Source organism: Streptomyces sp. NPDC031497, assembly GCF_055580905.1.
This window is the reverse complement of sequence record NZ_JBVIKO010000026.1, coordinates 86,216-106,758: the sequence shown is the minus strand read 5'-3', so window position 1 is coordinate 106,758 and position 20,543 is coordinate 86,216. Positions and strand designations below refer to the sequence as shown.

The window sequence follows — 20,543 nt, the reverse complement described above, 5'->3', positions numbered from 1 at the left end:
GCCGGAGGTCAGGGACCGAGGGGCCCGGCGGCCGGTCCGGGCGCCCGGACCGGCGGGGCGCCGCTCCGCGGGTCGGTGGGTGCCGGGCAGGGCCCCGGTCGCCGCGAGCTGAGGCGGTGTCCGCGAGGGGGTGCGGGCCACAATGGAGGGCGTGACTGACTCCGGCCTCGCCACCCTCCCCGCTTCCGACCGTCCCGACGTCGCCGCCCGGCTGCGCACCGCCCTGCTGGGCGCCTCCTTCACCGCCGACGGGCTCCTGGAACTGCTCGGCGCCCCCGCGTACGCGGCGCTGGCCCGCAGCGAGACGGTGCCCGCGCTCCGGGCCACCCGCGGGGACACACCGCTGGAGACGCTCGTCCGGCTGTTCCTGCTCCAGCAGCCCGTGCCGCACGCGCGCGTGGCCGGCATGCTGCCCGTCGACGACCTTCTGGAGAGCGGCTGGCTGGCCCGCGCGGGCGGCGGCGAGGTCGCGGCCACCGTGGACGTACGGCCGTACGGCGGGCCCGACGGCGAGGACTGGTTCATCGTCTCCGACCTCGGCTGCGCGGTCGGCGGCGCCGGCGGCATCGGACAGCGCAACGAGGGTGTCGTCCTGGGTGTCGGCGGCGCGTCCACGACGCTGGCCGGCATCACCGTCCGCATGCCTGTCTCCGCCGCCCTCGACCTCGGCACCGGCTCCGGAATCCAGGCTCTGCACGCCGCCCAGCACGCCACGCGCGTGACGGCGACCGACGTCAACCCACGCGCGCTGCACATCACGGCGCTCACGCTGGCGCTGTCCGGCGCCCCGGTGGCCGACCTGCGTGAGGGCTCGCTGTTCGAGCCCGTCAAGGAGGAGGAGACGTACGACCTCATCGTGTCCAACCCGCCGTTCGTGATCTCGCCGGGCGCCCGGCTGACGTACCGGGACGGCGGGATGAGCGGGGACGATCTGTGCCGCTCGCTCGTTCAACAGGCCGGGGAGCGGCTGGCCGAGGGCGGGTTCGCGCAGTTCCTCGCCAACTGGCAGCACGTCGAGGGGGAGGACTGGCAGGACAGGGTCAGGTCGTGGGTGCCGCGCGGGTGCGACGCGTGGGTCGTGCAGCGCGAGGTGCAGGACGTCAACCAGTACGCCGAGCTGTGGCTCCGGGACTCCGGTGACCACCGCGGGGATACGGCGGAGTACCAGACGCGGTACGACGCGTGGCTCGACGAGTTCGAGGCGCGCAAGGTCAAGGGGGTGGGATTCGGCTGGATCACGCTGCGGAAGACGGCGGCCGCTGTGCCCTCGGTCACGGTGGAGGAGTGGCCGCATCCGATCGAACAGCCGCTCGGTGAGACGATCCGCGCGCACTTCGACCGCCTCGACTATCTCCGTGAGCACGACGACGCGGATCTGCTCGAAGGCCACTTCCGGCTCGCCGTCGAGGTGGTCCAGGAGCAGGTCGGGCTGCCCGGCGCCGAGGACCCGGAGCACGTGGTGCTGCGCCAGCACCGCGGTATGCGCCGCGCGACCAAGGTGGACACGGTCGGCGCCGGGTTCGCAGGAGTGTGCGACGGCTCGCTGAGCGCGGGGCGGATTCTCGACGCCATCGCCCAGCTGATGGGCGAGGACCCGGTGTTGCTCCGCGACCGCACGCCCGCGCAGATCCGGCTGCTGGTGGAACAGGGGTTCCTGGAGCCGGCGGGCTGACGGACCGGAAGGCCGGGCCGCCGGAGCTCCCCCGTGCACCCGAGGGCCGTGCACCCGAGGGCCGTGCACTCGGCGGCCGTGCACTCGGGGTGAGGGGCCCGGGCGGCCCGTCGCGGTGGGGTCCGGCGGCCCGTGGGACACGCCGGGAAAAGAAAAGGGCCGGAAAAATGTGGCCAGAATGTTTGCCCCGTAGTCCGTCGGTCACATGTTCGAGACGGTGACGGTGTCTCGTTCACCTCGATTTCGCCCGCCCGCCTCCCGCCCGCCGTCCGCCCGTGTCAGTCTCCCGGCGCTGGACAGTCACGGACGGCAGGGAAGGGGCGCGCGGGTCATGGAGAACGGACCGGCGATCTTCGCGGGGGCGGTGTTCGCCCTGTTCGGAGGCGCACTGCTGGTGTGGACCGGCATCCGGGTCCGGCGTGGTGAACCCGTCGCCCAGGGTGTGAGTCAGATCGCATCGGCGACCCTCGCAAGCCTCGCCGCGGTGATCGCGCTGGGCCTCGGGGCGTACTGCCTGACCCGCCTCTGAGGGTGCGGTGCCGGTAATCGGAGCATCACGCTCCGGGCAGGGCCGGAAGGGCGGCCGGGGACTCCGGGCGGCAGGAATGGCGGTAGTCGGGTTACCGTTCGAGTGGCCGTTGTGGGCTTTTCCCGTTTGACACGGGGGCGGGATGTACCGTCACACTCCGCAGCGTCACCAAGTGAGCGGGTATCCGTGCCCGTGCCACGACCCCGGGAGCAAGGCCTGGGGAGGCCCCAGCGTCGACCGGAGAGAAGAGCGAAGTTGTCCCCGACCAGCGAGACCGCACAGGGCGGCCGCCGACTCGTCATCGTCGAGTCGCCTGCCAAGGCGAAGACGATCAAGGGCTATCTGGGCCCCGGATACGTCGTCGAAGCGAGCGTCGGGCACATCCGCGACCTTCCCAACGGCGCCGCGGAGGTGCCCGAGAAGTACACCGGCGAGGTCCGGCGCCTCGGCGTGGACGTCGAGCACGACTTCGAGCCGATCTATGTCGTCAACGCCGACAAAAGGGCGCAGGTCAAGAAGCTCAAGGACCTGCTGAAGGATTCCGACGAACTCTTCCTCGCCACCGATGAGGACCGCGAGGGCGAGGCCATCGCCTGGCACCTCCTGGAGGTCCTCAAGCCCAAGGTCCCGGTCAAGCGGATGGTCTTCCACGAGATCACCAAGGACGCGATCCGCGAGGCCGTCGCCAATCCGCGCGACCTGAACCAGCGCATGGTCGACGCCCAGGAGACCCGCCGGATCCTCGACCGCCTCTACGGCTACGAGGTCTCGCCGGTCCTGTGGAAGAAGGTCATGCCGCGCCTGTCGGCCGGCCGTGTCCAGTCCGTCGCGACCCGGCTCGTGGTCGAGCGGGAACGCGACCGCATCGCGTTCCGTTCCGCCGACTACTGGGACCTGACGGGCACCTTCGCGACCGGCCGGGCAGGTGACCCGAGCGACCCCTCGTCCCTCGTCGCCCGCCTGCAGGCCGTCGACGGCAAGCGCGTCGCCCAGGGCCGCGACTTCGACTCGCTCGGGCAGCTCAAGACCGCGAACACCCTCCACCTCGACGAGGTGAACGCCCGCGCCCTCGCCGCCGCCCTGGAGAACACCCGGTTCGCGGTCCGCTCGGTCGAGTCCAAGCCGTACCGCCGCTCGCCCTACGCCCCGTTCCGTACGACGACCCTCCAGCAGGAGGCCAGCCGCAAGCTCGGCTTCGGCGCGAAGGCCACCATGCAGGTGGCCCAGAAGCTGTACGAGAACGGCTACATCACGTACATGCGTACGGACTCCACGACGCTGAGCGACACCGCGATCACGGCCGCCCGCGCCCAGGTCACGCAGTTGTACGGCGCCGACTACCTGCCCTCGTCCCCCCGTGTGTACGCCGCGAAGGTCAAGAACGCCCAGGAGGCGCACGAGGCGATCCGTCCCTCGGGTGATCGTTTCCGCACCCCGGCGGAGACCGGCCTGACCGGTGACCAGTTCAGGCTCTACGAGCTGATCTGGAAGCGGACCGTCGCCTCCCAGATGAAGGACGCGACCGGCAACAGCGTCACCGTGAAGATCGCCGGCACCGCCGCCGACGGCCGGGACGTCGAGTTCAGCGCCTCCGGCAAGACGATCACCTTCCACGGCTTCCTCAAGGCCTACGTCGAGGGCGCCGACGACCCGAACGCCGAGCTGGACGACCGCGAGCGCCGGCTGCCCCAGGTCGGCGAGGGCGACGCGCTCTCCGCCGAGGAGATCACGGTCGACGGGCACTCCACCAAGCCCCCGGCCCGCTACACCGAGGCCTCGCTGGTCAAGGAGCTGGAAGAGCGCGAGATCGGCCGTCCGTCGACGTACGCGTCGATCATCGGCACGATCCTCGACCGCGGCTATGTCTTCAAGAAGGGCACGGCCCTCGTGCCGTCCTTCCTGTCCTTCGCCGTGGTCAACCTGCTGGAGAAGCACTTCGGCCGGCTGGTCGACTACGACTTCACCGCCAGGATGGAGGACGACCTCGACCGCATCGCCGCCGGCCAGGCCCAGGCGGTGCCGTGGCTCCGGCGCTTCTACTTCGGCGAGGGCGCAGCCACCGGCGGTGCGGCCGACGCGGGCAACGGCGACGGCGACCACCTCGGCGGCCTCAAGGAGCTGGTGACCGACCTGGGCGCGATCGACGCGCGCGAGGTGTCGTCGTTCCCGGTGGGCAACGACATCGTGCTGCGGGTCGGCCGTTACGGCCCCTACGTCGAGCGCGGCGAGAAGGACTCCGAGGGCCACCAGCGCGCGGACGTGCCGGAGGACCTGGCGCCGGACGAGCTCTCCGTCGAGCTCGCGGAGGAGCTGCTCGCCAAGCCGAGCGGCGACTTCGAGCTGGGCGCCGACCCGGAGAGCGGCCACCAGATCATCGCCCGCGACGGCCGCTACGGCCCGTACGTCACCGAGGTGCTCCCCGAGGGCACCCCGAAGACCGGCAAGAACGCCGTCAAGCCGCGCACGGCCTCGCTGTTCAAGTCGATGTCGCTGGACACGGTGACCCTCGCCGACGCCCTCAAGCTGATGTCCCTGCCCCGCGTGGTCGGCGCCGACGCCGAGGGCCAGGAGATCACTGCGCAGAACGGGCGTTACGGGCCGTACCTGAAGAAGGGCACGGACTCGCGTTCGCTCACCTCCGAGGACCAGCTCTTCACGATCACCCTCGAAGAGGCGCTGGCGATCTACGCCCAGCCCAAGCAGCGGGGCCGGGCCGCCGCCAAGCCGCCGCTGAAGGAGCTGGGCACCGACCCGGTCAGCGAGAAGCCGGTCGTGGTGAAGGACGGCCGCTTCGGGCCGTACGTCACCGACGGGGAGACCAACGCGACCCTGCGCTCCGGCGACAGCGTCGAGGAGATCACCCCGGAGCGCGGTTTCGAACTGCTCGCCGAGAAGCGGGCCAAGGCGCCCGCCAAGAAGACGGCGAAGAAGGCGCCCGCGAAGAAGACCACGGCCGCCAAGAAGGCCGCGCCCGCGAAGAAGACGGCTGCCAAGAAGACCGCCGCCAAGACGACGACGGCCGCGAAGAAGACGGCCGCCAAGAAGGCGACGGCTGCCAAGGCGACCGCAGAGGACTGAGCCACCCTCAGGTACTCATACTGGTTACACCGGTTCATATCGGCCAGGTCGGTGCATATCGGCCACACTGGTTCACACCGCCTTCGCAATGCGAACGCCCCGGCATCAACTTGGTGTCGGGGTGTGCGTACCTGTGGACGGTCGCCATGACCTGTCGGTGGCTGCCGATAGGCTGAAAGCATGACGCCAGCCGAGCAGCCAACGGCCCCACAGACAGAACCGGACGACGCACTGGTAGCGGATTCCCGCGAACGCGCCGTCCGCTCGCTGCTGCGCCGACCCGAGCTGAGGCGGTTGTGGAGCGCCCAGCTAGTCAGCGGCGTCGGCGACACGCTGGCGCTCCTCGTGCTTGTCGTGCTCACGCTTCAGGCGGCGATCACGCAGGGTTCGTTCGGCGGTGGCTACCGAGGCGTGGCGTTCGCGGTGGCGATCGTCTTCGGCGTGCGCATTCTGGCCACCCTGCTCTTCGGTGCGGTCCTGCTGGGCCCGCTGACCACGCTGACCGCCCAGGACGGCCCGCTGGACCGCCGCTGGACCATGGTCGGCGCCGACGGCCTGCGCGCGGCCCTGCTGATCGTCGCGCCCCTGTGGATCGACTGGACGCCGGAGAACGCCCCGGCAGTGCTGCTGGTGACGGCCTTCGTCACCGGCGTCGCCGAGCGCTTCTGGACGGTCTGCCGGGAAAGCGCGGCCCCCGCGCTGCTGCCCGCCCCGCCCCCCGAGGGCGCGACGGTACGACCGCTGCCGGACCACCTGGACGGGCTGCGCCGCCTGTCCCTGCGTACGACCTTCCTGGCGGTACCGCTCGCGGCCGCCGCGCTCGTCGTCGCCTCTCTGATCAACAACCTGCTGGGCACGGGCATCGAGTGGTTCGCCCAGCACCAGGCGGCTCTTGGGTCGTACGTGGCGGCGGGGCTGTTCGCCGCCTCCCTCTCGGTGCTGGTCTACCTGGAGGTGCCCGGCACGCGCACCCCGCGCGCGCGGTCGCCTCTGGAGGGCCTGCGCCGCCCCAAGGCCGGCACCGGCATCGACCGGGGCCGTACCGGCGCCATCCCGCTGCTCGTGACGGCCTGCGCCGCCGTCGCCGGCGCGATCTCCGCGGCGGTCGCCGTCTCCGTGCTGCACGCCAAGGACCTGGGCGGCGGCCCGGTCCTGTACGGCCTGCTGGTGCTCGCGCTGACCGGCGGAGTCGCCGTCGGCATCCGTACGGCGCCCGCGCTGCTGCCGACGCTCTCGCGCCGCCGGCTGCTCTCGCTGGCCATCGCCTTCACCGGCATCGCGCTGCTGGCCGCCGGCCTGGTCCCGGACGTCACCACCGTGCTGCTGATCGTCGCCCTGGCCGGTATCGGCGCCGGTGTGGCCGCCAACACCGGGCACACCCTGCTCGACCAGGAGACCGAGGACTACCGCAAGGCCCGCACCACCGAGCATCTGCACGCGGTGGTCCGGGTCGCCATAGCGCTCGGCGCGGTGATCGCGCCCCTGGTGGCCGCGTTGATCGGGCCGCACCGGCTGGAGAACGGCAAGTTCGTGTTCGCGCACGGCGGCGCCGCGTTCACCCTGATGCTGGTCGGCGCGCTGCTGCTGCCGGTGGCCGCGCTGGTGCTCGCCAAGGTCGACGACCGCGCGGGCGTACCGCTCCGGCACGACCTGCGGGACGCGCTGCTCGGCGGCGACGACCCGGCGCAGACGCCCACGACCAACGGTTTCTTCATCGCCCTGGAGGGCGGCGACGGCGCCGGGAAGTCCACCCAGGCCGAGGCCCTCGCCGAGTGGATCCGCGCCAAGGGGCACGAGGTCGTCCTCACCCGCGAGCCCGGCGCCACCCCGGTCGGCAAGCGGCTGCGCTCGATCCTCCTCGACGTCTCGTCCGCCGGTCTGTCGCACCGTGCGGAGGCGCTGCTGTACGCCGCCGACCGCGCGGAGCACGTCGACACCGTCGTCCGGCCCGCGCTGGAGCGCGGTGCGGTCGTCATCTCCGACCGGTACATCGACTCCTCGGTCGCCTACCAGGGCGCCGGACGCGATCTCTCCCCGACCGAGGTCGCCCGTATCAACCGCTGGGCGACCGACGGACTGGTCCCGCATCTCACGGTCCTGCTGGACGTGGAGCCGGAGACCGCCCGCGAGCGGTTCACCGAGGCACCCGACCGGCTGGAGTCGGAGCCCGCCGAGTTCCACGCGCGCGTGCGGGCCGGTTTCCTGACCCTGGCCGCCTCCGACCCCGGCCGCTACCTGGTCGTCGACGCCGGCCAGGAGCCCGAGTCGGTGACCACCGTCATCAGGGCCCGGCTCGACACCGTGCTGCCGCTGTCCGAGGCCGAGATCAAGGCCGCCGAGGAGGCCCGGAAGGCCGCCGAGGAGGAGGCCCGCCGCAAGGCCGAGGAAGAGGCCGCGCGCAAGGCCGAGGAGGAGCGCCTGGAGCGGGAGCGCCAGGAGCAGCTCGCCAAGCTCCGCGCCGAGGAGGAGGAGCGCAAGCGCCGCGAGCTGGAGGAGGCGCAGCGCCGCGAGGCCGAACGGCAGGCGGAGGAGGCCCGGCTGCGCGCCGAGGAGGCCCGCAGGCGTGCCGAGGAGGAGCAGGCCCGGCTGCTCGCCGAGGAGAAGGCCCGCGCGGAGGCCGAAGCCCGCCGCCAGGCTGAGGAGGAGCGGCGCCGCCAGCAGGCCGAGGAGGAGGCCCGGCTGCACGCCGAGGCCGAGGAACGGCGTCTGGAGAAGCAGCGCAAGGCCGAGGAGGCCCTGCTCAAGGCCGAGCAGGCGCGGCGCGCCGCGGCGGAGGCGGCGGCCGCGGCCGACGTGGCCGCCCGGGAGTCGTCCGCGCCCCGGCCGACGGCGCCCGGTGTCACACCGGAGGCCACGACCATGCCGACTCCGGTGGTGCGGCCGGACGAGGAGCCGCCCGCCGCGCCCAGGCGCGCGGTGGACGAGACGACGGTGCTGCGGCCGGTCCGCGCGGACCGCGAGCCCGCGCCCCGGGAGTCCGAGTCCGAGGTGACGGCGCAGCTGCCGCAGCCGCCGGCGGGCGCGGCCGACGAGACGGCCGTGCTGCCACCTGTGGTGCCGGGAGCCGCGGACGAGACGGCCGTGCTGCCTTCGGTGGGTGCGGCCGACGAGACGGCAGTGCTGCCTTCGGTGGGTGCGGCCGACGAGACCGCCGTCCTGCCTCCCGTGCGCGACGACGCCACCGCTCCCGCCGATGCTCCGGCGGACCGGATGCCGCCCGGCTTCTTCCGGGACGAGCGGGCGGACGGCCCCGGCGGCAACCCTGACGGCTCCGAGGGCCGTACGCGCGAGCTGCCGCAGGTCGACGACGACGGCACGGCCCGGCGACAGCGCCCCCGGCCCGACTGGGCCGAGGAGACCCCGCTGGACGACCTGCCGTCGCTGGCGGACGAGCTGCTGGGGTCGTACGAGGAGGAGGAGTTCGACGACGGGCGGGGCCGCCGGGGTCGCGGGCGGCGCGGCTGACCCGTTGCGGGCCGGAGACGCTCGTACGGGGGCGGTGCGGGTCGGGATGCCGGCCGGTGCCGCCCCCGTTGCCGTCGGTGGGGGACCCGTCGGGGCTGCGGGAGCTGTCGGCGCGGGAACCGTCGGTGTGGAACCCGTTGTCAGTGGGCGCCCGCACAATGGAGGGCGAGGCCACGGAACCGGTGGACTCCGGATCCGGAATCAGGGATCAGGACGCGTGACGGACGAAAGGGCGGCGTGACCCATGACCGTATGGGACGACCTCGTCGGGCAGGAGCGGGTGAGCGAGGTGCTCACCGCCGCCGCCCGGGACGCCGACGCCCTGGTCACCGCCGTCGCGGCCGACCAGCCGCTGCCGGAGACGTCGAAGATGACGCACGCCTGGCTGTTCACGGGCCCGCCCGGCGCCGGGCGGAACCAGACGGCACGGGCCTTCGCCGCCGCGCTCCAGTGCGTGAGCCCCGACCGCGCCCTCGGCGGAGCCCCCGGCTGCGGCTTCTGCGACGGCTGCCACACCACGCTGATCGGCACCCACGCGGACGTCGCCGCGGTCGCCGCCGTCGGTTCCGAGATCCTGGTCAAGGACATGCGCGACACGGTCCGCAAGTCCTACACGTCTCCGGCGACCGGCCGCTGGCAGATCATCCTCGTCGAGGACGCCGAGCGGCTGAACGAGAAGTCGGCCAACGCCGTCCTCAAGGCCGTCGAGGAGCCGGCCCCCCGCACGGTCTGGCTGCTCTGCGCGCCGTCGATCGAGGACGTGCTGCCCACGATCCGCTCCCGCTGCCGTCACCTGAACCTCAGCACCCCCTCGGTGGCGGCGGTCGCCGACATGCTCGTACGGCGCGAGGGCATCGAGCCCCAGGTGGCCGAGGCGGTCGCCCGCGCCACCCAGGGACATGTCGACCGGGCCCGCCGGCTGGCCACCGACCCGGCCGCCCGTGCGCGCCGTGCCGCCGTGCTGAAGCTGCCGCTGCGGCTGGACGAGATCGGCGCGTGCCTGAAGGCCGCCCAGGAGCTGGTGGACGCGGCGGCCGAGGACGCCAAGCAGCTCGCCGAGGAGGTGGACGGCAAGGAGACCGAGGAGCTGAAGGCGGCACTCGGCGCCGTCCAGGGCGGGCGGCTGCCGCGCGGCACGGCGGGTGTGATGAAGGACCTGGAGGACATGCAGAAGCGCCGTCGTACCAGGACCCAGCGGGACAGCCTCGATGTCGCCCTCACCGACCTCACCGGCTTCTACCGCGACGTTCTCGCCCTCCAGCTGGGCTCCAGGGTCGCGATCGCCAACGGGGACGCCGAGGACGCCCTGGAGCGGTTGGCCCGCGCCGGCTCGCCCGAGTCCACCCTCCGCCGGATCGAGGCGATCGCCGCCTGCCGGGACGCCCTCGACCGCAATGTGGCGCCGCTGCTGGCGGTGGAGGCGATGACGATGGCACTCAGAGCGGGCTGAGCGTCGCACCGAGGGGCGGCGTTCACGTCGTTGACCGGGGTCACCCGTACGAGCCACAGTCAACACGCACCGCACGTAGATCATCTCTCAGCGTTACGCTCGATTGATGCACACCAGGCGAACCCTCCGCCGTACCCGGATCCATACCCGTTCCCGGACGCTTACCCGGACCCGGACTCGCACCAGCGCCCTGACCGCGGCGGCTCTGCTGTCGGCCGCCGCCCTGCTCGTCTCCGGGTGTTCCTCGCCGGACAGCGCGTCGACTTCGGCCTCGGCCGGCACCGCGCAGCTGGCCGCGCTGCCCCGCTCGACCCCGTCCGCGCTGGCGCCGTACTACGACCAGAAGCTCAGCTGGCGCAGCTGCGGCGTCCCCGGCTTCCAGTGCGCGACGATGAAGGCCCCGCTCGACTACGCCAAGCCCGGCGTGGGTGAGGTCCGGCTGGCGGTGGCCCGGAAGAAGGCGACCGGCAAGGCGAAGCCGCTCGGTTCGCTGCTGGTCAACCCGGGCGGACCTGGCGGCTCGGCGGTGGACTACCTCCAGCAGTACGCCGGTATCGGCTACCCCTCCGAGGTGCGGGCACGCTACGACATGGTCGCGATGGACCCGCGTGGAGTCGCCCGCAGCGAGCCCGTCGAGTGCCTCGACGGACCGCAGATGGACACGTACACCGAGACCGACGTGACGCCCGACGACCGGCAGGAGACGGCCGAACTGGTCGGGGAGTACAAGAAGTTCGCGGAGGCGTGCGGGACGCACTCGGCGGCACTGCTGCGCCATGTCTCCACCGCCGACTCGGCACGCGACATGGACATCCTGCGGGCGGTGCTCGGCGACCCGAAGCTGAACTACGTGGGGGCGTCGTACGGCACCTTCCTCGGCGCGACCTACGCGGGGCTGTTCCCGGAGCGGGTCGGGCGGATGGTCCTGGACGGCGCGATGGACCCCTCCCTGTCCGCGCGCCAGATGAACCTGGAGCAGACGGCGGGGTTCGAGACGGCGTTCCAGTCCTTCGCGAAGGACTGCGCGAAGCGCACCGACTGCCCGCTGGGCGCGAAGGGCAGCACGCCGACGCAGATCGCGGACAACCTCAGCACGTTCTTCCGCAAGCTCGACGCGCACCCGATCCCGACCGGCGACGCGGACGGCCGCAAGCTCACCGAGTCCCTCGGCACGACCGGTGTGATCGCGGCGATGTACGACCAGGGGGAGTGGGAACAGCTGCGCGACGCGCTGCATGCGGCGATGAAGGAGAACGACGGCGCGGGCCTGCTCGCCCTCTCCGACAGCTACTACGAGCGTGATCCCGACGGCCGTTACTCGAACCTGATGTTCGCCAACGCCGCGGTGAACTGCCTGGACCTGCCGCCCGCCTTCACCGGCCCCGAACAGGTCGAGAAGGCGCTGCCCGAGTTCGAGAAGGCGTCGCCGGTGTTCGGGGCCAACCTGGCCTGGGCCTCGCTGAACTGCACGTACTGGCCGGTGAGGGCCACAGGGGAGCCGCATCGCATCGAGGCGAAGGGCGCCGCGCCGATCGTCGTGGTCGGCACCACCCGGGACCCGGCGACGCCGTACCCCTGGGCCCGGTCCCTGGCCCGCCAGCTCACCTCGGCCCGTCTCCTCACCTATGTCGGCGACGGCCACACCGCATACGGCCGGGGCAGCGCCTGCATCGACTCGGCGATCGACAGCTACCTCCTCAAGGGCACCCCTCCGGCGCAGGGAAAGCGCTGCTCATAGCCCCTGCCCGCGCCCCGGGAGCCCCGCTGCGGGGGCGTGTCCCGAGCACCCTCGGAAACTGTGTAGACTTACCGACGTCGCTGATCGCACCATAGTGCGGGCGACGCGCCGCCTTAGCTCAGATGGCCAGAGCAACGCACTCGTAATGCGTAGGTCTCGGGTTCGAATCCCGAAGGCGGCTCCACTGGAAACCCAGCTCGGACAGTGTCTGAGCTGGGTTTTTTCGTTCAGCGGAGGCAACGGCGACGCTTGGCGCGGGCCGGGCGGCCGGCAGCGGTCCCGGTGCTGGTCTCCGTTGCCCGTTCCGGGCGGGAAGGGACCCCGGGCCGCCGCCGGAGCTCACGGCGGCACGTCAGCCGAGGACCCGGATCGGGTCGCCGGCGAGGTAGGCCTGGATGTCCTCCACGGCCTGGCCGTAGTAGCGCTCGTAGTTGGCGCGGGAGACATAGCCGAGGTGCGGGGTGGCGAGCAGTCGCGGCGCGGTGCGCATCGGGTGGTCGCCGGGCAGGGGTTCCACGTCGAAGACGTCGACGCCGGCTCCGGCGATACGGCCCTCGTGCAGCGCGGCGAGCAGGGCGTCCTGGTCGACGATCGCGGCCCGCGAGGTGTTGATCAGATAGGCGGTGGGCTTGAGCAGGGCGAGCTCGGGGGTGCCGATCAGGCCACGGGTCCGGTCGCCCAGCGCGAGGTGGACGGAGACGAAGTCGCTGATCGCCAGCAACTCCTCTTTGGAGGAGGCCAGTTCGACGCCGACCTCGTCCGCGCGTTCCTTCGTGAGGTGCTGGCTCCAGGCCGTGACCTTCATGCCGAAGGCCAGCCCCACCTGGGCCACCCGGCTGCCGATCTTGCCCAGCCCGAGCAGGCCGAGCGTGCGGCCGTCCAGGTCGGCGCCCACGGTGGACTGCCAGGGGCCGCCGTCGCGCAGGGCGTTGTTCTCCTGGACGATGCCGCGGGCGAGGCCGAGCAGCAGGGCCCAGGTGAGTTCGAGCGGCGGTGTCGACGAGCTCTGGGTGCCGCACACCGTGACGCCTGCCGCCTTCGCGGCCGCGTAGTCGATCACCGAGTTACGCATACCGGAGGCGATCAGCAGCCTCAGGCGGGACAACCGGTTCAGCAGCGAGGCCGGGAAGGGCACCCGCTCGCGCAGGGTGACCACGAAGTCGAAGTCGGCGAGAGTGGCGGCGAGTTCGTCCTCGGTGGCGACGTGCTCGGTGAAGGAGACGACCTCCACCCGGTCGCCCAGCGCCGACCAGTCGGCGTACGTGCTCGCCACGTTCTGGAAGTCGTCGAGTACGGCGCAGCGGAATTTCATGTCGGTTCTCCCAGGTGTGCTCGCTGTCGGGGCGCGAGCGCGCGCCCGGTCCCGGGGGCGCCCGGCAGCACGATCCTGCCCTGGTCGATCACGGCACCGCGGAACGGGTCGTCCATCAGGTCCATACGGCCGTCGAGGTCGGGCAGGCCGGCCGACGTGACCGGTTGAGCCATGGCCGTCACACCGAGGGCGCTCCCGGTGGGGTGTCCACGCGGTCATCCCCACCAGGCGACCAGGCGAGCACACCGGGGGAGCCCGGCCGGCCGTCGCCCATCCGGTCGGCCGGCCAGGCGGCACGGTAGGCGGCCCGCCGCGCGCCCGGCAGGCTCCGGTTGTACGAGTCCGCCCCGCAGCGCGTCCGGCGCCGGTGGAAGGCGACGGCGCTGAAGTCGTCCATCAGGGCGGCGCGTACCTGGCCGGGCCGGCCGTCGCTCCACTCGGCCGAGCGGGCCGGCGAGCGCAGTTGTCCGAGCGCCGCGCCCTCCAGCCGGCGTTCGAAGGGCTCGTGCCGGGCGTCCCAGGTGGCGAGGCTGAGCAGTCGTCCCCCGTTCGTGTCCTGTCGATCACGTTCTGTGCTGACGTGCCGTCACACTCGGTGCCGACATGAAGCCAAGTCATGTGATGTCATGGCCTGCGTGACATCGTCATGTTCCGCCGTCATGTCCCGTTCCCGGTGGGGAGCGCGAATCCCGCGGTTCCGGCAGGCGAATCGAACAAGGAGTTGTGGAACAGGTCCTCGCGGAGGGGAACTTATGGTCGGCGAAAATAGTCGATCAAATCATTGTCAAAGCCGACACAAAGTCGGCCCATGCCCGGAGCTATGGGGTATGTGAGGCAACATCCTGGTGAACGGTGAGTGTCCCTCGGTCAGGCGGGGGTACCGCCGCCGGCGGGATGGGGTGAGGGCATGGTGCAGCCGAGGCTCGCGGTTGCCGTGGTGACCATGGGGAACCGGCCCGACGCAGTCGACGCCCTGCTCAGGTCCGTCGCCAAGCAGGACCTCGCCCCGGACCGCATCGTGATCGTCGGCAACGGCTGCCGGCTCCCCGAGTTCGCCCGCCGCCTCGACCTGCCCGGCGAGGTCACCACCGTCGACGTCGAGGACAACCTCGGCTGCCCCGGCGGCCGCAACATCGCCCTCGCCCGGCTGCGGGTGTACGGCGACGTGGACGTCGTCGTCGAACTGGACGACGACGGGGTGCTCGTCGACGTCGAGGTGCTCCGGCAGGTCCGGGATCTGTTCGCCGCCGACCCCCGCCTCGGCATCGTCGGCTTCCGCATCGCGGACGAACAGGGCGAGACCCAGCAGCGGCACGTGCCGCGCGTCGGCAACGCCGACCCGATGCGCGGGGGTTATGTCACCGGTTTCCTCGGCGGCGGGCACGCCCTGCGCATGGCCATGCTCGCGGAGACCGGCGACTGGCCCGCCGAGTTCTTCTTCGCGCACGAGGAGACCGACCTGGCCTGGCGGGCCGCCGACGCCGGCTGGAAGATCCTCTACGCACCCGAGCTGCTCCTCCAGCACCCCCGGACCTCGCCGGCCCGGCATGCCGTCTACTTCCGGGTGACCGCCCGCAACCGCGTCTGGCTGACCCGCCGTCGGCTGCCCCTGCCGCTGATCCCGGTCCACCTGGCCGTGTGGACGCTGATCACCGTCCTGCGCACTCGTTCGACGGGCGGACTGCGCGCGTGGTTCGGGGGCTTCGTGGAGGGGATGCGCGAACCCGCCGGCGAACGCCGGCCCATGCGCTGGCGCACGGTCTGGCGGCTCACCCGGCTCGGCCGCCCGCCCGTCATCTGAGCCCGGTGGCCGTGCTGGAAACAGGACGAGGGCCCCGGGCGTTCACCTCCGACGACCGGGACCCTCTCGCGTCCCCGGATCCAGGCCTGCGGCGACACTCCCCCGAGTTGCGCGGTATACACGCGCGCCGTCGGGCCCGGTCCGATGCGAAGATCACATCAGGGTTCGCCAACGGATCGCTAACATATGGCCAGCGGTTCTCCCGGAGGTCGCCGGCCGGTTGGCGTGAAGGCGTCGTACGACTCCGGGAACAGGCCGGAAACCCTGCGGATTCCGGCCCCGACGGCACGGAGAAGGTGGCGGGAACTCGTCCTCGACGGGATCGGATTCCGCCAGGAGCCGGGTACCGGCGGGCATCCCCGCCGTGCGGCGCGGTCGGCCACGACCGTGCGGGAAGGTGATGGGCGGAGTGATGCGGCGGTACGAGCTGCGGTTCGGACTGCTGGGACCGCCGGTGCTGTATCTCCCCTGCGGTGAGGTCCGGCCCATCGGCAGCCCCAAGGTGCGCGCCCTGCTGGCCGCGCTGCTCCTGGATGCCGGGCGGGTCGTCTCCGTCGGGTCGGTCAAGGAGGCGCTGTGGGGCGGGGCGCCCCCGGTGTCCGCGCAGGCCTCGCTGCACAACCACGTCACCCGGCTGCGCCGTCTCCTCGACGACCCGGAGCGGCTGCGCGCCGTACCGCCCGGTTATCTGCTGCGCGTCGACGACGGTGAGCTGGACGTCGACGTGTTCGACACGCGGGTGGCGCGGGCGCGCACGGCGCACGGGCGCCAGGAGTGGGCGCCGGTGCTGAGCGCGTGCGCCGAGGCGCTCGCGCTCTGGCGCGGCAGTCCGCTCTGCGGCCTCTCCGCCGACTTCGGCGGCTACGCCTTCGTGCAGCGCCTGGAGGAGGCCCGGCTGCTCCTGCTGGAATGGCGCTACGACGCGGAGCTCGCCCTCGGCGGGCCGCGACTGGGCGGCGTCGTACCCGAGTTGGCGGCGCTCGTCGCGGAGTACCCGCTGCGTGAGGCGTACCACCGCCAGCTGATGCTCGCCCTCCACCGCACCGGCCGCCAGGCCGAGGCCCTCGCCGTCCACCGCGACCTGCGCAACCGCCTGATCGAGGAACTCGGCGTCGAGCCGGGGGCGTCGGTACGCGAGGCCCATGTGGAGGTGCTGCGGGGGAGCGGCGGGATGAGGGAGACCGGCGGCGGGTCGTACGAGGGCGTGCGAGGCGCCGATGCGGCCGACAGAGGTGGGCTGGACGCGCGGGTGCCGGGCGAGGTCATGCCGGGTGAGGAGGCGCGTGAGGGTGGTGAGGCGGGTGCGGGAGCGTCGTGGCTGGTCGCGCGGTTCCCCGCGCCCCTGCCGGGCGCGTTGGCGGACGGTCGGCCCGCGTCTCTGCCGGGCGCGTCGGCAGACGGTCGACCTGCGTCCCCGCCGGGCGTGTCGGTGGACGGTCGGCCCGCGTCTCTGACCGGCACGTCGGTGGACGGTCGGCCCGCGTCTCTGACCGGCGCGTCGGCGGACCGTCGGTCGGCAGGCGAGGGCGCTGACGCCGGTGCGGGGTATGGTCCGGATGAGGAGCAGCCCGCCGGTCCCGGTTCTACGCGCGGCGACTCCCCGGCGCCCCGGCCCGCTCAACTTCCCCCGCCCCCCGCCTACTTCACCGGACGCACCGCCGTCCGGGAAGAACTGGGCAGTGCGCTCACCACCGGGCCCGCCCCGGCCGTCGCCGTCGTCAGCGGGATGGCCGGTGTCGGCAAGAGCGCCCTCGCCCTGCATGTCGCCCATCAGCTGCGGGAACGTTTCCCTGACGGTCAGCTCTACGTCAACCTGCACGGCGCGACCCCTGGCGTGCCCCCGCTCGCCCCCGCCCAGGCGCTCGTCGCGTTGCTGCGGGACCTCGGCGCCGACCCCCGGCACATCGCCGAACACCCGGACGCGGCCGCTGCGTTGCTGCGCTCCCTGCTCGCGCCGACCCGCACCCTGCTGCTGTTCGACGACGCCGCGAACGCCGCCCAGGTACGGCCGCTGCTCCCCGGCGGCCCCGGCTGCGCGGTGATTGTCACCAGCCGTTCGCCGCTCACTGCGCTCGACGGCGCCCGCCGGTTTCCGCTCGGACCGCTGACCGGCGAGGACAGCGCGGCCCTGCTGCGCACGGTCAGCGGGCGGGACGAGATCGACGCCGGTCACCCGCTCGTCGGCCTCACCGGCCGACTGCCGCTCGCCCTGCGGGTGGTCGCCGCCCGGCTGGCCGCCCGCCGCGCCCTCACCCCCGAGGTGCTGGCCGGTCAACTCGCCGCCACCGAGGGCAGGTTGCAGCACCTCGAATACGACGACCTGAGCGTCCGGCGCTCCCTCGCCGTCGCCCATGACGCCCTCGCCGCCTCCGACCGGTCACCCGACCGCGACGCCGCCCTCGCCCTGTGCCACATCGGCGCCCTCGACCTGCCCACCTACGGCGCACCCCTGATCGCCCGCCTCACCGGCACCGACGCACGCCGCGCCGAGGCCGCCCTGGACCGGCTGGTCGACGTGGCTCTCCTGGAGGAGACCGCCTACGGCCGCTACACCCCGCACGACCTGGTACGGGACTTCGCACGGGAGCTGGCCGAGGGGACCGGCCGGCCCGACCGCACCGAGTCCGCACTCACCGCCCTGCGCTGGTTCGCCGCCGTCGCCGAACTCGCCCTCGTCGCCATCCTCGAACCCGGCTTCGAACAGGGCGACCGGCTCCGGCCCACCACCGCCCAGCCCGCCGAACACCAGCCGTACTCCGCCGCCTTGCCCCCCTTCGAGTGTGCCGAACATGCCTTCGCCTGGGGCGATCTGGAGCTGGAGAACATCGTCGCCCTGGTGGAGCGGTACGCCGACACCGCCGACCCGCGGATCAGCGCCCACCTCTCCACGCTCGTCCGGCTGCTCTTCCCCTACGTCCTGCGCAGCGGCCGGGTCGCCGAGATGGAGGTGCTCGGCACGGCCGGTCTGGCCGCCGCCCGGCGTCTGGGCGACGAGCCCGCCGAGGCCTACGCCCTGGGCGACCTCGCCGGGCTGCACTTCCTGACCGGCCGCCAGCGGGAGGCCCTCGCCCTGACCGACCAGGCCCTCGCCGTCTGGCGGCGGCTGGACGTGGTGTCCTGGATCCGGCGCTGCCTGAACAACCGGGGGCTGCTCCTTGAGGGGCTCGGACGGTACGACGAGTCGGGCGAGGCGCTGCGGCAGAGCCTGGAGTACTCCCGGCAGCTGAACGACCCCTACGGCGAGGCCGTCACCCACAGCCACCTCGGCAATCTCTACGAGCACACCGACCCCCGCGCCGCCATCGAGCAGCACCGGCGCTCACTGGCGATCGGGGACGCCATCGGCGCCGTCATCGTCCAGCACTCGGCGCACTGCAACATCGGCTACGCCCACCTCGCCCTCGGCGAACCGGCGGCCGCCGCCCCGCACTTCGAGGAGAGCCTGCGCATCCTCGGCCGCCACGGCGACTGGCACGGCGAGTCCCAGACCCGGCTCGGTCTGGTCCGTGCCCTGCGCGAACTCGGCCGCACCGACCGCGCCCACCACGAGTGCGCCGAACTCCTGCACCGCGCCGACGCCCGCGCCGACCGCTACAGCGGCGGTCTCGCCCGCCACCAGCTCGGTCTGCTCCTGCGCGAGCAGGGGCGCACGAACGAGGCGCACGACGTCTGGCGCGCGGCCCTGGCCGCCCTGGACGGCACCGACGAGCCCGACGTCCTCGTGGAGCTGCGCGAGCTGCTGGCGGCCGGTGACTGATCACTTCGCGTCGGCATAGCACTCCACCACCGCGGTCGTGAACGGAAAGCGGACCGGCGTCTCCCCGAACGTCAGCCGTCCCGCCAGGTCGGCCGCCTCCCGGATCGCCGCCACGACCACCTCGGTCTCCTCCTCGGGACAGTGCACGATCACCTCGTCGTGCTGGAAGAAGACCAGCTCGGCCGCCAGGTCCGCACAGGTCCGGCGCAGCGCGGCGAGCATCAGCAGAGCCCAGTCGGCGGCGCTGCCCTGGACGACGAAGTTGCGGGCGAAGCGGCCTCTGGCCCGGGAGTTGGTGGACGCGTAGCCCGGTACCCAGCCGTCGGCCGCGGGCTCCTCCGCTTCCTGCTGGGGCATGCCCGCCTCCTCCGTGCCGTCGCCCGCACCGGCCGCCGGCGGACAGGTCCGGCCCAGCCAGGTCCGCACGAGCCGGCCCTCCTCGCCGGCCCGCGCCGCGTCGTCGACGTAGGCCACCGCCCGGGGGAAACGGCGTCTGAGCGCGGCCAGGTTCTTCAGGCCGTCGCCGGAGGTCTGGCCGTAGACCGCGCCCAGCACGGCGAGCTTGGCCTGTCCGCGGTCGCCGGAGAAGGCGCGGTCGGAGACGGACTGGTACAGGTCGGTCTCCCGCCCCGCGACCTCCATCAGCCCGGGGTCCCGGGAGATCGCCGCGAGCACCCGCGGCTCCATCTGGTCGGCGTCGGCGACCACCAGCCGCCAGCCGGGGTCGGCGACCGCGGCCCGCCGGATCACCTTGGGGATCTGCAGCGCGCCCCCGCCGTTGGTCACCCAGCGCCCGGTGACCGTGCCGCCCGCCTGGAACTCGGGCCGGAACCGGCCGTCGCGCACCCAGTCCTGGAGCCAGGTCCAGCCGTGCGCCACCCAGATCCGGTACAGCTTCTTGTAGGCGAGGAGCGGTTCCACCGCCGGATGGTCGATGCCGGAGAGCTCCCAGCGGCGGGTGGACTTCACCTTGATCCCGGCCTGGGCGAAGGCCTTGATCACATCGGCGGGCAGATCCGGGCGCACCCGCCTGCCGAACGCGGCCGACACCTCGTCCGCCAGCTCGGCCAGCCGGCGGGGCTCACCGCCGCCCGCGTACCGCTCGCCGAGCAGTTCGCGCAGCACCTCGCGGTGGACCTCGGCGCTCCAGGGCAGGCCCGCGCGGTTCATCTCGGCGGCGATCAGCATCCCCGCCGACTCCGCGGCCGTCAGCAGCCGCATCCGCTCCGGGTGCTCGGTCCGGTCGTGCCGGCGCTGCTGCTCGGCGTAGACCGCGAGGAGTTCGTCGAGCGTCAGGCGGGCGGTGCCCTGAGGCTCGAACAGCGGGGACTGCGCGCCCGGTTCGGCCGAGCGCTGTGGTGGATCGGGTGGTACGGGGCCGCCGCGGAGGCGGGCCAGGGCGGCGGCGGCCGAACGCGGCTCACCGGACCGTCCCTCGTGGCCCAGCAGGAGTGTCTCGGCGTCCTCGATGTCGTAGCACCGCTCTACTCGCACCCCCGTGGCGAGCAGACGCGGGTAGACGTCGGCGGTCGACCGCCACACCCAGCGCGTGACCTCCGGGCGGCCCCTGACCGCCCCGGCGAGATCGGACTCCCGCCGCACCGGCCCGGCGGGCAGCCCGTCCGGACCGAGGGGGGCGACATCCACGCCACCGTCCTCGGCCGGAGCGAGAGCCCACCGGTCGGTCATGCTGCGAGTGTGGCACCCGGCACTGACAATGGTCCTGACCTGGGGTTCTGGC

The 20,543-nt window shown here is 72.9% G+C and carries 12 protein-coding genes and 1 tRNA gene; 9 read left to right on the top strand and 4 right to left on the bottom strand.

Translation table 11 applies throughout. The features are described from left to right. The first annotated feature begins 142 nt into the window (after positions 1 to 142). The 7 genes from ACZ5K7_RS38570 to ACZ5K7_RS38540 all read left to right on the top strand — a co-directional run bounded on the left by ACZ5K7_RS38570 (position 143) and on the right by ACZ5K7_RS38540 (position 12,116). Positions 143 to 1,672 carry a DUF7059 domain-containing protein gene (locus tag ACZ5K7_RS38570; RefSeq protein WP_468921376.1) on the top strand — a complete coding sequence of 510 codons (1,530 nt, stop codon included), beginning with the start codon at positions 143 to 145 and terminating at the stop codon, positions 1,670 to 1,672. A 331-nt stretch (positions 1,673 to 2,003) separates the two neighbouring features. After that, complete coding sequence (locus ACZ5K7_RS38565) at positions 2,004 to 2,201, top strand: hypothetical protein (protein ID WP_351713407.1); 198 nt, start codon at positions 2,004 to 2,006, stop codon at positions 2,199 to 2,201. A gap of 255 nt (positions 2,202 to 2,456) precedes the next feature. Beyond that, on the top strand, positions 2,457 to 5,279 hold the full coding sequence (gene topA / locus ACZ5K7_RS38560) for a type I DNA topoisomerase (RefSeq protein WP_468921373.1): 2,823 nt from the start codon (positions 2,457 to 2,459) through the stop codon (positions 5,277 to 5,279). Positions 5,280 to 5,459: 180 nt separating this feature from the next. Next, a complete protein-coding gene (gene tmk, locus ACZ5K7_RS38555) occupies positions 5,460 to 8,744 on the top strand; it encodes a dTMP kinase (protein WP_468921370.1) in 3,285 nt (1,094 codons plus the stop codon). A 244-nt stretch (positions 8,745 to 8,988) separates the two neighbouring features. Further along, a complete protein-coding gene (locus ACZ5K7_RS38550; RefSeq protein WP_468921367.1) occupies positions 8,989 to 10,194 on the top strand; it encodes a DNA polymerase III subunit delta' in 1,206 nt (401 codons plus the stop codon). A gap of 106 nt (positions 10,195 to 10,300) precedes the next feature. Further along, positions 10,301 to 11,932 carry an alpha/beta hydrolase gene (locus ACZ5K7_RS38545; RefSeq protein WP_468921364.1) on the top strand — a complete coding sequence of 544 codons (1,632 nt, stop codon included), beginning with the start codon at positions 10,301 to 10,303 and terminating at the stop codon, positions 11,930 to 11,932. 107 nt (positions 11,933 to 12,039) lie between these two features. Next, positions 12,040 to 12,116 (top strand) — tRNA-Thr (locus tag ACZ5K7_RS38540). 168 nt (positions 12,117 to 12,284) lie between these two features. On the opposite strand, the gene ACZ5K7_RS38535 is transcribed toward ACZ5K7_RS38540, so the two are convergent. The 3 genes from ACZ5K7_RS38535 to ACZ5K7_RS38525 are packed head-to-tail and all read right to left on the bottom strand — an operon-like array spanning position 12,285 to position 13,641. Further along, entirely contained in the window at positions 12,285 to 13,244 is a 960-nt protein-coding gene (locus tag ACZ5K7_RS38535) for a D-2-hydroxyacid dehydrogenase family protein (protein ID WP_468921360.1), read from the bottom strand. Further along, positions 13,241 to 13,417: a hypothetical protein gene (locus tag ACZ5K7_RS38530; RefSeq protein WP_468921357.1), complete on the bottom strand. Its 177-nt coding sequence runs from the start codon at positions 13,415 to 13,417 to the stop codon at positions 13,241 to 13,243. Before ACZ5K7_RS38530 ends, ACZ5K7_RS38535 begins: the two co-directional genes overlap by 4 nt. Positions 13,418 to 13,422: 5 nt before the next feature. Then, positions 13,423 to 13,641: a hypothetical protein gene (locus tag ACZ5K7_RS38525; protein WP_468921354.1), complete on the bottom strand. Its 219-nt coding sequence runs from the start codon at positions 13,639 to 13,641 to the stop codon at positions 13,423 to 13,425. A 510-nt stretch (positions 13,642 to 14,151) separates the two neighbouring features. Here ACZ5K7_RS38525 and ACZ5K7_RS38520 point away from each other — a divergent pair. Beyond that, a complete protein-coding gene (locus tag ACZ5K7_RS38520; RefSeq protein WP_468921351.1) occupies positions 14,152 to 15,045 on the top strand; it encodes a glycosyltransferase family 2 protein in 894 nt (297 codons plus the stop codon). 412 nt (positions 15,046 to 15,457) lie between these two features. Further along, complete coding sequence (locus tag ACZ5K7_RS38515; protein ID WP_468921348.1) at positions 15,458 to 18,802, top strand: AfsR/SARP family transcriptional regulator; 3,345 nt, start codon at positions 15,458 to 15,460, stop codon at positions 18,800 to 18,802. Here the strand turns inward: ACZ5K7_RS38515 and ACZ5K7_RS38510 are convergent, their stop codons facing one another. Beyond that, on the bottom strand, positions 18,803 to 20,491 hold the full coding sequence (locus ACZ5K7_RS38510) for a bifunctional 3'-5' exonuclease/DNA polymerase (protein ID WP_468921345.1): 1,689 nt from the start codon (positions 20,489 to 20,491) through the stop codon (positions 18,803 to 18,805). Positions 20,492 to 20,543 lie beyond the last annotated feature (52 nt).